The sequence below is a fragment of the Paraburkholderia sp. genome, from assembly GCF_028283785.1.
Taxonomy (GTDB): Bacteria; Pseudomonadota; Gammaproteobacteria; order Burkholderiales; family Burkholderiaceae; genus Paraburkholderia.
The window spans coordinates 388,956-404,543 of sequence record NZ_JAPWKB010000012.1 but is presented as its reverse complement, the minus strand read 5'-3'; the positions used below and the strand labels follow the sequence as shown (position 1 = coordinate 404,543).

Annotated in this window: 11 protein-coding genes and 2 pseudogenes; 5 read left to right on the top strand and 8 right to left on the bottom strand. The window is 62.2% G+C overall.

The features are described 5' to 3' along the window. Positions 1-54: 54 nt before the first annotated feature. Positions 55-513 carry an Lrp/AsnC family transcriptional regulator gene (locus PW947_RS13555; protein ID WP_008352298.1) on the top strand — a complete coding sequence of 153 codons (459 nt, stop codon included), beginning with the start codon at positions 55-57 and terminating at the stop codon, positions 511-513. On the opposite strand, the gene PW947_RS13550 is transcribed toward PW947_RS13555, so the two are convergent. The 3 genes from PW947_RS13550 to PW947_RS13540 form a co-directional block, all read right to left on the bottom strand. Next, positions 485-1,747: a cation diffusion facilitator family transporter gene (locus tag PW947_RS13550; RefSeq protein ID WP_299632835.1), complete on the bottom strand. Its 1,263-nt coding sequence runs from the start codon at positions 1,745-1,747 to the stop codon at positions 485-487. The two genes, PW947_RS13555 and PW947_RS13550, sit on opposite strands and share 29 nt — an antisense overlap. A gap of 263 nt (positions 1,748-2,010) precedes the next feature. Next, a complete protein-coding gene (locus tag PW947_RS13545) occupies positions 2,011-2,310 on the bottom strand; it encodes an H-NS histone family protein (RefSeq protein WP_299632834.1) in 300 nt (99 codons plus the stop codon). A gap of 388 nt (positions 2,311-2,698) precedes the next feature. Further along, complete coding sequence (locus PW947_RS13540) at positions 2,699-3,358, bottom strand: pyridoxamine 5'-phosphate oxidase family protein (RefSeq protein ID WP_299632833.1); 660 nt, start codon at positions 3,356-3,358, stop codon at positions 2,699-2,701. Between the two features lie 339 nt (positions 3,359-3,697). On the opposite strand from PW947_RS13540, the gene PW947_RS13535 reads away from it, so the two are divergent. Together PW947_RS13535 and PW947_RS13530 are read left to right on the top strand one after the other, a co-directional pair. After that, positions 3,698-4,909, top strand: a complete 1,212-nt coding sequence (locus tag PW947_RS13535; RefSeq protein ID WP_299632832.1) for an MFS transporter — start codon at positions 3,698-3,700, stop codon at positions 4,907-4,909. Between the two features lie 244 nt (positions 4,910-5,153). Continuing rightward, a pseudogene (locus PW947_RS13530) lies at positions 5,154-6,746 on the top strand (collagen-like triple helix repeat-containing protein); the annotation flags it as partial. A 291-nt stretch (positions 6,747-7,037) separates the two neighbouring features. Here the strand turns inward: PW947_RS13530 and PW947_RS13525 are convergent. The 3 genes from PW947_RS13525 to PW947_RS13515 all read right to left on the bottom strand — a co-directional run bounded on the left by PW947_RS13525 (position 7,038) and on the right by PW947_RS13515 (position 10,962). After that, complete coding sequence (locus PW947_RS13525) at positions 7,038-8,111, bottom strand: cupin-like domain-containing protein (RefSeq protein ID WP_299632831.1); 1,074 nt, start codon at positions 8,109-8,111, stop codon at positions 7,038-7,040. A gap of 149 nt (positions 8,112-8,260) precedes the next feature. Next, positions 8,261-9,406, bottom strand: coding sequence for a branched-chain amino acid ABC transporter substrate-binding protein (locus PW947_RS13520; RefSeq protein ID WP_299632830.1), 1,146 nt, complete (start codon positions 9,404-9,406; stop codon positions 8,261-8,263). Between the two features lie 413 nt (positions 9,407-9,819). Further along, positions 9,820-10,962, bottom strand: a complete 1,143-nt coding sequence (locus PW947_RS13515) for a nitronate monooxygenase (protein ID WP_299632829.1) — start codon at positions 10,960-10,962, stop codon at positions 9,820-9,822. A gap of 281 nt (positions 10,963-11,243) precedes the next feature. Between PW947_RS13515 and PW947_RS13510 the strand changes: the two genes are divergently transcribed. Next, positions 11,244-11,942, top strand: coding sequence for a dienelactone hydrolase family protein (locus PW947_RS13510; protein ID WP_299632828.1), 699 nt, complete (start codon positions 11,244-11,246; stop codon positions 11,940-11,942). A 217-nt stretch (positions 11,943-12,159) separates the two neighbouring features. Next, positions 12,160-13,635, top strand: coding sequence for an amidase (locus PW947_RS13505; RefSeq protein WP_299632827.1), 1,476 nt, complete (start codon positions 12,160-12,162; stop codon positions 13,633-13,635). 38 nt (positions 13,636-13,673) lie between these two features. Here PW947_RS13505 and PW947_RS13500 read toward each other — a convergent pair. Then, positions 13,674-14,967: pseudogene (locus tag PW947_RS13500) on the bottom strand (MFS transporter). A gap of 290 nt (positions 14,968-15,257) precedes the next feature. Further along, complete coding sequence (locus PW947_RS13495) at positions 15,258-15,569, bottom strand: high-potential iron-sulfur protein (protein WP_299632826.1); 312 nt, start codon at positions 15,567-15,569, stop codon at positions 15,258-15,260. Positions 15,570-15,588: the final 19 nt, after the last annotated feature.

The window sequence follows — 15,588 nt, the reverse complement described above, 5'->3', positions numbered from 1 at the left end:
TCGTTTTCGTGGCCTCTACCATGCAGGGATCGGCGACGCACAACGGAGGCGCAGTTGACACTCGATACGTTCTCGCAAAAGATCCTGCGCCTGCTACAGCTCGACGCTCGCCGTTCGGTTCAGGAGATTTCCGACCAGGTCGGCCTGTCCAGCACGCCCTGCTGGCGGCGCATCAAGGACATGGAGCAATCCGGCGTGATCCAGCGCTATACGGCGCTGCTCGATCGCGAAAAACTCGGGCTGCACGTGTGCGCGCTCGCGCATATTCATTTGACGCGGCACACCGAAGGCGGCGTCGAGCAGTTCGAACGCGAGATCGCCACGTGCCCGGAAGTCACCGAGTGCTACAGCACGACCGGCGAGTCCGACTACATCCTCAAGATCGTCGCGCCGGATATCAAAGCCTACGACGCGTTCCTCCACGACCGCATCTTCAAGATTCCCGCGGTCGCGCAGGTTCGTACCAGCGTCGTGCTGCGCGAAATCAAGTTCGATACGCAACTGCCGCTTTGACGTCAGGCGCTTCCGTTGCCGAGCCGGCGCTGTCGGCCGGCGGGAACGGGATCCCTGCGCTTGCGATCTGACGGACCACACTGATTTTTCGTGCGCCGAGCTGGCGCTGAAGTGCGTCGAGATCGGCGCGCGCCAGATCGACGTCGTCCGCCGACGCGTCGTCACGCGCGGGCATCACCAGCTCGATATCGAGCCCGCGACTCAGATAATGCAGATTCACCGACACCGCCCGCACGCCGTGCTGCGCCAACGCGTTCTCCACCGCGGCCAGCACCGTCTCGCGCGACGGCAGGTTGACGGGCGGCCGCGCCAACGCGTCGTTTTCCGGATCGACGTGAATCAATGCATCGAGCACGCGCGAATCGCTTAACACCTTGAGTCGCGCGGTTTCGGCAATGTAATGCCCTTCCGAAACCGAAATGAACGGATCGACCAGAATATGCGCATCGACTAATGCAAGGTCGCCGGTTTTACGTGTGCGTAATTCATGGACATCGCGCACGCCGGGCGTGGCAAGTAACAATGCCCGAAGATCGGCGGCGGCGGATTCATCGAGTGCGCGATCGGAAAGGTCCTGCAATGCATCCCAACCGAACATCCAGCCCATTCTCGCGACCATAAAACCAACGATGGCCGCCGCAATTGGATCGAGCCATCGCACACCGGCAAGACTCGCAATAATCCCAAGCGCCACCACCAGCGACGACGCTGCATCTGAACGCGCATGCCATGCATTGGCAATCAACATTGCGGATCGCACGCGCTGCGCTTCACGAAGCATGTAATGAAACAACGATTCCTTACAGATCAATACCAGCGCCGCGACCGCAAGCGCGCTGATATGGACAGCGGGAATGTGCTGTAAATCCGCGATGCGCGTACCCGCGCGCCATAACATCCCGACGCCGACTGCAATCAGCAGTGCGCCGAGAAATAGCGACGCCACTGTCTCATAGCGGCTATGACCGTAATTGTGATCCGCGTCGGGTTCGGCGCCGCTATGCCGGTTTGCGAACAGCACCACAAAGTCGGATATCAGATCTGCGAGCGAATGCACACCGTCGGCAACCAGTGCCTGTGAATGCGCAAACACGCCAATGACAATTTGCAACGTCATCAACACCAGATTCAACACAATACTCACAACAGTGGTTTTGCGTGCGACCTGGTGTTTTTCCGAGGATTGGGCGGCGAGTGTCACGGGTATCCGGTAAGAGCGCTTATTGATTGCCATCCATTCTACTCCGGCAAGGCCGGAGAGCCGCGTCAAACCGCACAAATACCCTTTCGAATCATAAGCTTATCTAAACAGGAAGTATTCGTGTTTCCCGCCGCAAGCGGTGTGCAATGCGCTTTATGTCAGCACATACCGGCTATGCGTTCGCAAAGCGACCGGAAAGAAGTCGCAATGAAACAGACGAAAAAAAACCGCGCTCTGACTATCGCGCGGTTTATTTCAAGACATGCTTAAAAGAGCATGTCTGTCTAATGCAGTGATTACTTGATCAGAAACTTTTCACGATCCTGACCAGCGATCCAGCGCGGCGGTTTGCCACGGCCCGACCACGTGCTGCCGCTATCCGGATCACGGAACTTCGGTGCAACGCCTGCGCGCGGACGCGCTGCGACTTTCACGCCCTTACCGCGACCGGTGCCGAGTTCGGCGAGCGTAATGCCATAGTCGGCCATCTTTTGCTTGATCTCATTCAACACTTCCGCGTATTCCCGCGACTTTGCTTCTTCGATCTGTTGTTCCAGCTTTTCTCGCTGTGCGAGAAGTTCCTTGTAGGAAGACATAGATTCCCTTGTGGTTTAGTGAATGACCGCTGTTCTTAAGCCAGCTTGACATTGAAAGTATCATGCCTCGGAATTTGCTGGCGAGATTAACACAAAATAGAAAGCGGAGAAAAGCCGATTTGGGAAATTAATTATGCTTCGTTTCCAAAAATTTCAACGACTTGCGACATACCTGAAGTCTTTCATTTATTCGAATCGTCATGCCGATCGAAAATCGGCAAATCCGTCTGATAAAAAGCGTCATTAATTGTCGGATTATGAAAATTAATAAGCAAGATCAGGCCGAACATTTCACGGAATGAGAACTTTGCATGAAATGCATGTTTTGGCCGAGCAAGACTGTGTGATGTGCGGGCCCACACGTTACTAACAATTTTAAACAAACGTTCTATTGCCAATGACGCTCGATGCAATCGTCGAGCGATGCGCCGAGCGATTCGATGTCGAGCTGCGCCGACTCGAACATATAGCGCTCGCGCGCATTGTCGCGTTTCAGATCCATCCCGTAGCGGTCGATACCGAGCAGTTCCAGCGCGCCGCGTCGCGGATTGCGTCCGAAGCGACCGATCAGTTCGCACTCTTCGTCGAAATCGAGCGGGTCGAGCGGATCGAGGTCGTCCGCGTCGAGCCAGCCCATCGTGCCGAATCCACCGATATAACGCAGCCGCTCGAGCGTCATCACCCAGAACGTGAAATCGCCGAGCACCAGATAGCGTTCCGCGTCCGGGTGGTAGCGCAGATAGCGTTGCACCACCGCCGGTTCGGGCGCGACCTGCTCGAACGCGCCGAGCAAGGTGGCGCGCGGTCCATTGAGCACATCGCCGTCCGGCGCATGCGCGACCAGAAAACCGGCGCGCGGATCGGCGTGCAGGTTGTGCGTGTGTTCGGCCAGGCGGCTGATGAGGATCGTCGGACGATGCTGCGCGTCGGGCGCAAACGGCAACAACGACGGATACGGATAGCCGTGCGGTTGACGCGCATGCGTCGCGAGCGTGCCGACTGCCGTTTGATGCAATAAATGAAGCGGGGCGTGGGCATCGATATTCAAGGCGCGTCCTCTTGGTTGGGCGTGTCGGCGGATAAACGGGCCGGCCAGCGGGTTGCGGTCCGCGATGCGACCCGGCTGGACAAGAATTGCATGGTAGTGCAGCCAGCACGGGTAAACGGCGACGTTAGCCGCCAGCATCGAGCGTGTGAACGTCATCGACAGCACGCCGCACGCCCGGACCGCGCATCGCCGAAACAAACAGACTCAAGCCGACACTCACGGGCGCGAACGGCGCCGCTTCGCTAGAATCGGTGCTTCACTTTCAGCGCGCTTACTGCCATCGAGCGCAGTCCGCGCCGCCGCTCTCTTATCAGACAACGCCCCGACAACGAGTTCCACGTGTCCGACCGCTCCTCGAATTTCGCGACGCCGAATACCGCGCACCGCACTCTCCCCGTCGCGGCGCGTAATCGCGCGCGGCTCGCCACGATGGCCCTGTTCTTCATCGCGGGGGTGATGTACGCGTCGTGGGGCGTTCACGTGCCGACCGTGCGCGACCGTTTCCATTTGAACCCGGCGTTGCTGTCGTTCGCGCTGCTCGCGCTGGCGGGCGGATCGATCGTCGCGATGACGACCATCGGCGCGTGGATCGCGCGCGTCGGCACGCGGCGCGCGTGTTTCACCGGCGGCTGCGTGATGGCGGCGTCCGGCGCGCTCATCCTGGTCGTGCCGACCTACTGGTTGCTGATCGTCGTGCTCGCGGTGTTCGGCGGCGGCATGGCCACGCTCGACGTCGCGATGAACGCGGAAGCCAGCGACGTCGAAGAGGCGATCGGCAAGCCGATCATGTCGTCGCTGCATGGGATGTTCAGTCTGGGCGGGATGGCGGGCGCGGCGGCGGGCGGTCTGGTGCTCGCGCACGGGATGCCGCCGGCCGTTCATCTGGCGGTGACGTCGGTGTTGAGCGTCGGCGTATTGCTGGTTGCGTGTCCTGCCGTGCTGCCGCACGTGTCGCATAGCGATCGTCCGGATTCGTCGGAGCCGCGCATGAGCCGCTGGCGCTCGCCCGCGCTGTGGGCGCTCGGCGTGACGGCGCTGGTTTCGCTGATCGCGGAAGGTGCGATGTACGACTGGGCAACCGTCTATATGCGCGACGTCGTACTGGCGACGCCGGCGTTGGCGAGCGCGGCCTACGCTGCGTTTTCGGGCGGAATGGCGGCCGCCCGGTTTGCCGGCGACGCGGTGCGCGCGCGTTTCGGCGCGCCGCAACTGATTATGGCGAGTGCGTCGCTGGCGTGTTTCGGGATGGTTGCCGCGCTGCTGCTGCCGTTTTCCGCGACCGCGCTGATCGGCTTTCTGCTGATGGGTCTCGGTCTCGCGAACATGATGCCGGTGCTGTTCGCGGCCGCCGCGCGCGTGCCGGGCATCCACGCCGCCGAAGGACTCGCGCACGTGGCGGGGCTGGCGTACTTCGGGATGTTGCTCGGCCCGGTGCTGATCGGCGGCGTCGCGCAGGTGACGAATCTGCCGATCGGTTTGTCGGTGGTGGCGCTGTGCGCGGGCGCGATCGCTTACGGCGGTCCGCGCGTGCTGCGGCGCTTCAGGATCTGACCGGCGCGGCGTGTTCGGGATGCGTCGGGGACATTGTCGTCACGCGACTTACGTTACGTTACGTGCGGGCCGCACACTGGCGCTGTTCTTCGACACATCGCGCGAAAACGGACTCGCCGGTGACTTCAGCGCTTTGTATATCGTTGATTCGAATACGTTTCTTCGCTCGGCGGACGCACCGATAAAAATGGCATAGGCCTTGCAGATAGCTCTCTCAACCATTCCAGGTTTCGAGGGGGCAGACATGAATCAACCATTCAAAAAAACGGCAATCGCATTGTGCGTTTCGTCGTTGATTGCATTGACCGGCTGCGGCTCGACCGTTCACGTTCCTGGCTCCGCGAGCGGCAGCGCAGGCGGCACCATCGGCACGGGTAGCGGCGCGGGCGGTTCCGGGTCCGGCAGCGGATCGGGCAGCGGCACGGGCTCGGGTTCTGGCGGCGGTAGCACGCCTACTCCGACGCCTACTCCTACGCCGACACCCACACCGACGCCGACTCCTACACCAACGCCGACTCCTACACCTACACCTACACCTACACCTACACCTACACCGACACCAACGCCAACACCCACACCGACTCCAACCCCGACACCCACGCCAACCCCAACCAGCGCCAACCCGCTCGGCGTAGTCGTGCAAAACGTCGCCAACATCGTCACCGCGACGGGGCAAACCGTGTCGGCGACGGGCGGCCAGATCGGCCTCACCCAAACGCCGCTCGGTAACGGCACGACCACGACCGCGCTCGGCAATGTCGTGTCGAACCTCGGCAACGGCGTGACAGCGGTTGGAATCGGCGCGGCGAATGGCCTCGGCCAACTCGGCAACTCGACCGATCCGCTCGGCACGACGCTCGCCAGCAGCGGCAATCTCGTCTACGACGCAGGCCGGGCCGTCAACAGCGCCGGACAACTGGTGTCGAGCCTCGGCACAGGTCCGACCGCACCGCTCGCGCCGTTGACGACGCCGCTCGGCAGCACCGTGTCCACGGTCGGAAACGCCGTCAGCGGTCTCGGCACACAACTCGGCTCGGCGCTGACCAACGGTCCGATCCAGCAAGTCACCGAATCGCTGTCCACCGCGATCACGCCGATCACATCGACGGTCGCGCAAACCACGCAAACCGTCGGCGATACGACGGGTCTCGGCTCGCCGCTCAACGGTTTACTGGCGACGCTCGGTCACGGCCTCGACGCTGCGGGCGCGCAAGTCAGCGGCGCAACCGGCAACCCGATCGGTCAGAACCTCGGCAATGTCGTGACCCGACTCGGCGACACAGTGACTTCCGCCGGCGGCCTGCTGACCGCTGGCGCGGCGAGCAGCGGCAGCCCGCTCGGCGGCATCCTGAATCCGGGTGGCGGCACCGGTGGATCGTCGGGCAATCCGCTCGCACCGATCACGAACCTGCTGACGTCATTGCCCTCGACGTTGACCGGTGGTTTGGGCGGACTCGGCGGATTGGGCGGCAGCAGTAATCCGCTGGCACCGCTGACGGGCGTGCTGACCTCCGTCACAGGATCGCTCGGCGGGATTGGGGGAATAGGAGGAATAGGGGGAAGCGGCGGCACGACGAATCCCCTCGCGCCGATCACCGGCGTATTGACCTCCGTCACGAGTTCGCTCGGCGGATTGGGCGGCGCAGGCGGCGGCACGACCAACCCGCTGGCGCCCGTCACCGGAATTCTCTCGACCGTGACCGGCTCGCTGGGCGGCATCGCGGGCGGATCGGGCAGCGGCGCCAATCCGTTAGCGTCGGTCACGACCATCGTCACGACGGTGACAGGCGCACTCGGTTCGGCTGCGGGCGGCTCGGGTTCGGGTTCAGGCAGCGGCTCGGGAAGCGGCTCGGGTTCGGGTAGCGGTTCAGGCTCGGGCAGCACCGCGAATCCGCTCGCACCCGTCACCGGTTTGCTGACGTCGTTGACCGGCGCGCTGGTCGGTACACCGGCAACGGGAACCGGCGGTGGGTTGGTGGGGATTCTCGGCGGGATCGGGATCGTCGTGACGAAGAAATAAGACGGCAGGACAAGCGTCAGGGAGGACGGCGGGCCGGGCAACCGGCCCGCCGTTTTTTATGCGCAGACGCAGTCCGCTTACCCGTCACGTCCCCCGCTTTAACGTGAATCACAACTCGTGATACGTGCTGTACGTCCGCGTGAAATCGTTCGGTTTCAGGAAGTTGATAAAGGTCATCGTCACCGATGCGTCGAGTCCTTCGACGTAATGCCACCACCCGACCGGCAGAAACAGCAACTCACCCGGTTCGAGCGTGCATTCGATCCGCTGCGCCTGCTGCATCGCCGGGAACTGCGCGTTGTCCACGGCGCTCGCATCGACCTGCGAATAGCAATGCAGATGGTTGTACACATGCGGCGTGTCGGACATCGGAATCAACGTGACGCGCTTGCGGCCGATCACTTGCGCCATGAAGTTGTTGGTCAGATCGTGATGCAGCGGCGTCTTCGTGCCGGCCGGTCCAAACCAGAAGAAACCGCTATCGAGCGACTCGCCGTCGAGATACTCGACGATCGGTGGCGCATCGGCCCATAGCGCCGCCAGCGACGCACGATTCTTCGACGTGTTGTTCGCCGTCATATAGAAATCGTTGGTCGGGCCGCTGCTTTCGATCAGATCGATGTAATCGCCAAAGCGCATGGTCCGTTTGAGTTGCGGCTGATTCACTTCGTAGTTCGCATCGGCATCGCGACCGAACTGCACTTCCACTTCGCAATCGCCGCAACGGGCGCGGAAATAATCGAAATTCCACTGCGTGCGCGCGGGCCACGCATCGAATGCGCCGGTGATCACGACCGGCCGGTTCTGGCAGTAGTACTCGTTAAAAAACACGTCGCGCGGCAGACGATCGCGGCGTTCGATCACCACGTTGCCGTCGGTGCCGGTCGTGCCGTCGCGCATCCGGCCGAGCGCGCTATACACCGACAACGCCCAGTCCCGTTTGCGCACGCGATTGCGCAAGCGCGCACCGCCCTGAAAATACGGACTCGCGAGCGCCGCATCGACTTCGCGCGATGCATCGTGCGCGGCGAAACCATGCTGGACCAGCACCGCGTGCAATGCGTCCGGCGATGCGTCGAGCAGCAGGTTTTCCGCGATCCAGCGCCGCCACGCGTCGTCGATCGCCGGTGCCACTGACTCGCTCGTTGCAGCCTCCCGGCTGACATTCGATGCAGTGTTCATCACAGTCTCCCAGATCGTTTTTATCGCGTTAGCGTCTCATGCGCGCGCGCAAAAGAAAAGGCACGCGAGCCGTGAGGCGCGCGTGCCTTTTTTCGACACACACTACGCGATGCACGGGGACGAACCCGTCGTGCATCGTGCAGCCGGTCTTACATCTTCACCACGTCGAGCAGCGTCTTCTTGCCTGCCTTGTAGTTGTACAGCGAGATCACGCCGTGCTGAAGGTCGCCCTTCGAGTCGAACGTGGTTTCGCCGATCACACCCTTGTAGTCGGTGCTCGGCATTGCTGCCAGGATCTTCGCCGGATCGGTCGAGTTAGCACGCTTCATAGCGTCGACGATGATGTACACAGCGTCATACGTGAACGGAGCGTAGATCTGGATCGGCTGACCGAAACGCTTTTGGTACTTGGCGAGGAACGCCGGGCCGCCAGCCATCTTCTCGAGCGCCATACCGGCTTCCGAGCAGACGATGTTGTCGGTTGCGTCGCCAGCCAGGTCCGACAGCTTGTCGGTACACACGCCGTCGCCTGCCAGCACCTTGGCACGCAGGCCGAGTTGCTTCGCTTGCTTGGCGAACGGGCCGCCGGTTGCATCCATACCGCCGTACATGATCGCGTCCGGGTTTTCGCCCTTGATCTTCGTCAGAATCGCGCGGAAGTCGACAGCCTTGTCGTTCGTCGCGTCATGCGACATCACGTTCAGGCCCAGCGACTTGGCCATCTTTTCGAATTCGTTTGCCAGACCCTGGCCGTAAGCGGTCGAGTCGTCGACGATTGCGACGCTCTTCACTTTCATGCCCTTGGCAGCGTAGTTAGCCAGTGCCGGACCTTGTTGCGCATCGGTCGCGACGACGCGGTACGTCGTCTTGAAACCTTGTTGCGTGTAAGCCGGGTTCGTTGCCGACGGCGAGATCTGAACGATGCCTGCATCGCTATAGATCTTCGAAGCCGGGATCGACGTGCCCGAGTTCAAGTGGCCCACCACTGCGACGACCTTGTCGTCGACCAGCTTCTGCGCAACCTGCGTAGCCGTACGCGGGTCAGCCGCGTCGTCTTGTGCATCCAGTTGCAGCGTGATCTTCTGGCCGCCGATCGTCAGGCCCTTCGCGTTGATTTCTTCGACTGCGAGACGCGCGCCGTTTTCGTTGTCCTTACCCAGGTGAGCAATACCGCCCGTCAGCGGCGCAACGTGGCCGATCTTGACGACCTCATCGGCCACCGCACCCGTTGCCAGCGTTGCGAAGAGCATCGCCGCAGCGCTAATCGGCAACAGCTTTTGAATCTTGATGTTCATGTAAGTCTCCAGTTTCGGTCCCAGTAACAACGTAATCGCCTGTGCTCCCCGCTTCCTGCTGTGTCGCTCAGTCCCGTGGACGATCACGCCGGTTGCATCGTCATGCACTTGGCAAGCACGGGCAGGTCAAACTGTTTGTGGCAGAGCACCCCCCGTACTAGCGCGCAAGTTTATGCGTATCAAATTAAATTGTGCGGGTTTTTTGGGTAACTGGTAACACTACCAATGGCGTTTATACCGACGCCAAGGCAAGCCATCGCGCCGGCACGTTGCCCGGAGAGCCCCAGCCGGCGCGGCTGTTCGTCAAGCGCCCGGATTTCGTCTTAATAGCGCTTAAGCGTAGGCAACCTGACGGCTTTAGACATTTGCGAGTCATTTCGATGACGTCGCTAAACATCTTCGCGCAAACGTTTTCAGTCGTTCAAAAGACCGTTCGACGCGCTCACGACGTCGCGCCATTCGCGATCGAGTAATGCCACTAATGCGGCCGCGCCGATGCCGTCGGGACGCTTTCTCGCGAGCGGCGCGCCTTGCCCCGACCACAGCGACAGATAGTCGCCGTTTTCCGCGCGACTCGCGCTCTGACGCAATCCCTGCGTCAGCGCGTTTTGCACCGGATACGGCGCGATCCGTTCGGGATGCTCGCCAAGCTGTTGCATCAACGGATTGCGGATTCCGCGCGCATGACGGCCGGTGATGACACGCGTGACTTCGGTCGCGTTATCCGCCGCCGACAACACGCGCGACTTCCATATAGCAGGGATCGCGCTTTCCGCGCAGGTCAGGAATGCGGTGCCCATCTGCACGGCTTGCGCACCGAGCATCAACGCGGCGGCAATGCCGCGTCCGTCCATGATGCCGCCGGCCGCGAGCACCGGCAGACCGGTGGCATCGACGAGTTGCGGGACGAGCGCGAGCGTGCCCACCAACGCATCTTCCGCGCGACCGATAAACGTGCCGCGATGCGCGCCCGCTTCGGCGCCTTGCGCGACGATCGCGTCGGCGCCCGCGTCGCGCCATGCGAGGCCTTCGGCAACATGCGTCGCGGTGCCGATCACATAACTGCCCGCTTGCTGCAAACGCGTCACGTCTTCTTTAGACAGCACACCGAACGTGAAGCTGACGACCGGCACGCGCAACGCGATCAGCGCGTCGAGTTGCGTGCGGAAGTCGGGCGCGTAACGATCGAGCGGCGTGCCGGGCGGCAGACCGAGCAGCGCGCGAAGCGGGTCGATCGAATCGAGCGCGCGACGCACGGTGGCGTCGTCCGGCGATGCGGGTTCGAGGATAAACAGATTCACGCCGAACGGCCGGTCGGTCAGCGCGCGAATCGCGGCGACTTCGCTGCCAAGTTTTTCCGCATCGAACGGCGCGGCGGCGAGGAAGCCGAGACCGCCCGCATTCGACACGGCCGCGACCATCGCGGGCGGTGTCGCGCCACCCGCCATCGGTGCCTGAACGACCGGCACGCGCATCGCGAAACGTTCGGTAAACAACGACACATATCGACCGGCAGACGACGCAACGGACGATGAACCGGCGGCTTGCTTTTGCATGATGCTGACTCCTTCGAAAGACGTGCTGCACATCACGGATCGCGACGCGAAAAGCCACGCATGGACACCGTCCGACTCTATCGGAGCGGCATGCGACCGGGAAATGAATAATCGAGAATGTTTCAATCGCCTTACGTGAACGATCGCGTCGCGAGCCGCCTGTCAGCCCGTGCACGACGCGACTGCACGTCGATTCTTTTGATGGCACACTCCCTCCACCGCTTCCGGCGCTGTGCCGGAAGCATCCAGCACAACTGGCAACCGCTTCATAGGAGAGTGACGTGAGTGTGAATTCCCGATGGATCGACATCCCGACTGGCAACGACAGCTATTCGGGTTATCTGGCGCTGCCGAAAAGCGGCAAGGGCCCGGCGGTCATCATCCTGCAGGAAATCTTCGGCGTGAACAGCCATATCCGCTCGGTTGCGGATCAGTACGCGCAAGACGGTTACGTCGCGTTCGCACCGGACGTGTTCTGGCGCACGCAGCCGCGCGTCGAACTGACGTACGACGGCGCGGATCGTGACAAGGGCATCGAACTGCTGCAAAAGACCGACGTGAACCAGACCGTCGCCGACATCGGCGCAGCGGCAACCGCGTTGCGCGCAATGCCGGAAGTGACCGGCAAGATCGCGGCGATCGGTTACTGCTTCGGCGGACGCCTCGCCTATCTGGCCGCAGCAGCGGGCAGCGTCGATGCAGCCATCGCCTACTACGGCGGCGGCATCCAGACGCAACTGGATCAGGCCGCGAAAATCACGGTGCCGATCCAGTTCCACTACGGCGAACTCGACGCGCATATTCCGCTGTCGGCGGTGGGCGAAGTGAAGGAACGTTTCGCCGGCCGCGACAACGCCGAAGTGCACGTCTATCCGCAAGCCGACCACGGCTTCAACTGTCCGGATCGCGCGTCGTACAACCAGCACGCCGCTGCGCTCGCGCACGGCCGCACGCTGACTTTCATCGGCGAACGCCTGTAAGTCACGCGTCACGCTGTTTCTCTTTGTTTCGCTTTGCTTGTCTTTGCTTCCCGCTGATTGCCGAAGCGCGCCGCACACCGCGCGCTTCGCGTAATCTGTCAGCAGTCTGCATGCTTTAGCCTGCACGCACGATACGCCGCACGCGCGGCGCATCGTGCGAATCCGTCTGCCTCATCTGTGTGTCGTGCAACCTTCTTCAAGCGAGGGCGCTTTCGTCGTGGAATCTGACTATCTCGCGCATGACGCCATCGGTCTTGCCGACCTCGTTCGACGTCGCGAAGTCAGCCGTCGCGAGTTGATCGACGCTGCGATTTCGCGCGCGGAAGCCGTGAATCCGGCCATCAACGCACTCGTGCTGAAAGACTACGACACGGCTCGTATCCGCGCGTCACGCGACGAAGGGCGAATGCTCGGCGACGGTCCGCTGGCGGGCGTGCCGTTTCTGATCAAGGATCTCGGCACACCGGTCGCCGGTCTGCCGATGACAATGGGCAGCCGTCACTATCGCCATTTCATTCCCGGTATCGACGCGCCGGTCGTCACGCGCGCGAAAGCGGCCGGACTCAATCTGTTCGCCAAGACCAGCACGTCCGAACTCGGGCAGATGCCTTATACGGAGCCCGAACTGTTCGGCGCGTGCCGCAATCCGTGGAGTCTCGATCACACGCCGGGCGGATCGAGCGGTGGATCGGCGGCGGCGGTCGCGGCGGGCATCGTGCCGGTCGCGCATGCATCGGACGGCGGCGGCTCGATCCGGATTCCCGCGTCGTGTTGCGGCCTGTTCGGATTGAAGCCGTCACGCGGACGCACGCCCCATGCGGGCGCGCCGTCGGTTGGAGAACTCGGCGTCGATCACGTGGTGTCGCGCAGCGTCCGCGACAGCGCGTTGATGCTCGATCTGTTTTCGAACGCCGACAGCGCCGCGCCGGGCTCGTTCCTGAACGTCACGCGCGAGCCGTGCAAGCCGCTGCATATCGCTTATGTGACCGAATCGATGCTCGCGCCGAGCTTGTCCGGCGACGCCCGCGCCGCACTCGACGACGCCGCGCAACTCGCGGCGTCGCTGGGGCATCACATCGAGCCGGTGTCGCTCGGCATCGATTTCAACGCGGTACGTCATGCGTTTTTGACGTTGTGGTCGGTCACGGCGGAAGCACTCGTGTTGCACGCGGACCGCATCACCGGCCGCAAACCCGCGCGTCACGAATTCGAATTACCGACCTGGACGATGGCGCATGTCGGACGCAAACTCGGCGAACGCGGCTTGCCGGCGGCGCTCGAAGAACAGCGCCGGGTGACCGCGCGTCTGACCGATCTGCTGTCGCGTTACGACGTGGTCTTGTGCGCGACGCTGGCCGCCGCGCCGATCAAGATCGGTGAAATGGTGCCGACCGATTTCGAGCGCTTGCAGATGCGCGCCGTCACCGCCTTTCCATTCGAAGCGCTGATGAAAAAGACGCTAGCGGAAGCGTCGAACAAGGCGTTTGCGTGGGCCGGATGCACCGAGCTTTTCAATCTGAGCGGACAACCGGCGATGTCGGTGCCGCTGTACTGGAATGCGCGCGGATTGCCGGTGGGCGTGCAGTTCGCGACGCGCGACGGCGGCGAAGCGACGTTGCTGCGACTCGCCGCGCAACTCGAAGCCGCGCGTCCGTGGTTTGATCGGCGACCGCCGTTGCGGCATGCGCGCTAACGCGTGAACGGCGTTTCACACGCCGTTGAACGCAGGCGTTAAGCTGGTTTTCGTCGGGCGTCGAGATCGGCGTGGCGCTGACCCGGAATGCACGCGATCGCGATGATCGACAGCGCGAGTCCGGCCATCACGTAATAGGTCGGCGCCAGCGACGAGCCCGTCACACCGATCAGCCACGTCACGATAAACGGCCCGAAGCCGCCGAACACCATCACCGCCAGGTTGTACGCAATCGACAAACCCGTCGAGCGCACATTGGCCGGAAACAGCTCCGCGATCAACGCGCCGAATGGCCCGAAGTAGCCCGCCATCGAAATAGACAGCACCGACTGCACGACGATCAGCTTCGATACCGTCGGCTCCGCTTCGAGCCATGAAAACAGCGGATAAATCGCCACCAGCGTGATACTCAGCGACCACAGCGACAAGCCTTTGCGCCCGATCCGGTCCGACCACGCCCCCGCGAGCGGCGACAACATCATCAGCAACGTATTGCCGACGATCACCGCGTAAAACGACTGGCCGAACGGCAGCTTCAGTTCTCTCACCGCGAAAGTCGGCAGATAGCTGATGAGCACGTAGATCGTCACCGTCAGCGCGATCACCGCGCCGAGTCCGCACAACACTTCGCGGCCGTGTGCGGTGAAGACTTCGCGGAGTGTCGCGCGACGTGCGGTTGTCTGTGCATGCAGGAATGCTTCGGAATCCGCGAGATGCCGGCGAATATAAAAACCGATCGGCCCGATCACCAGACCGAGAATAAATGGCACGCGCCAGCCCCACGCGCTCAACGCATCCGGCGACAAACCGTGCGTGATCGCAGCGCCGACCAGCGCACCGAGCAACAACGCCGCCGCCTGGCTCGCCATCTGGAAACTGCCGTAGAGTCCGCGTTTCGAGAACGGTGCGGCTTCGATCAGCAAGGCCGTCGCGCTGCCGAACTCGCCGCCCGCAGAAAAGCCCTGCAACCGACCGGCCGATCACGATCAGCAACGGCGCGCCGATACCGATCGCCGAATACGGTGGCGCCAGCGCGATCAGCAGAATGCCGAGCGTCATGATCGCGATCACGAGCGACAACGCCGCCTGACGTCCGGCGCGATCCGCATATAAGCCAAGCACGACGGCGCCGATGGGCCGCATCACGAACGCGACGCCGAAGGTCGCGGTGGTCAGCAACAACGACGTGTAATCGTTGCTGGTCGGGAAGAAGAGTTGCGCAATCACCACCGTCAGAAAACCGTAGACAGTGAAGTCGTACCACTCGAGCGCGTTGCCGATCACGGCCGCCACGACCGCGCGGGTATTCAGACTCTTTGACGCGGATGACATCAGAATCCCAGCCTCGAAAAGACCAACGGATACGACGAACCCGACGGACAACCTGGGGAACCGCAACGACTCATTGTTAGACGCGATCCGTCGACGCTCGTTGCATTTTCAGCATCGCGGACGCACAGCGAGTGTAGAGAGCGCAGTGCGCGATTTCAAGATGTAAAACGGCACCGCTCGCGCAAGGCGGGCGGTGCCGTGACAGGTCACGCGCAGATCAGCGGGATTGCTGCGATGCGGTATGACGCGACGCGCGGGTGAAGCGTGTCGCGCAGACCGGACGATGCGTGTCAGGCCTTCTTGTTATACGCGCTGCACCATCCTTTGCCTGCAACCTGCTTGCCCGCGAACATCGGGCAGACGGCCCACGGATCGCTGGCTTTGCCTTGGTAGAAGCTGCAATTTCCGCAGTCCTGGCCGGCGACGAATTTTGCGTACTTCGCTTTGTCGACTTTGGATGCGTCGGCCTTGTAACCGAGTGCTTGCGCGGTCGGATCGTTTTCGGCCACTTTCGGTGCATCGGCAAACGCCTGGCGGGACAACGCGAGCGTCGACGCGACACCCAGGCTTGAAATCAGAAACGTACGGCGGGAAGTTTTCATGGGGAACTCCGTGTTTTAG

Coding starts and splice junctions, on each gene's coding strand:
- PW947_RS13550 (WP_299632835.1), bottom strand. CDS start 1,747: ATGGCAATCAATAAGCGCTCTTACCGGATACCCGTGACACTCGCCGCC.
- PW947_RS13545 (WP_299632834.1), bottom strand. CDS start 2,310: ATGTCTTCCTACAAGGAACTTCTCGCACAGCGAGAAAAGCTGGAACAA.
- PW947_RS13525 (WP_299632831.1), bottom strand. CDS start 8,111: ATGAACACTGCATCGAATGTCAGCCGGGAGGCTGCAACGAGCGAGTCA.
- PW947_RS13520 (WP_299632830.1), bottom strand. CDS start 9,406: ATGAACATCAAGATTCAAAAGCTGTTGCCGATTAGCGCTGCGGCGATG.
- PW947_RS13515 (WP_299632829.1), bottom strand. CDS start 10,962: ATGCAAAAGCAAGCCGCCGGTTCATCGTCCGTTGCGTCGTCTGCCGGT.
- PW947_RS13495 (WP_299632826.1), bottom strand. CDS start 15,569: ATGAAAACTTCCCGCCGTACGTTTCTGATTTCAAGCCTGGGTGTCGCG.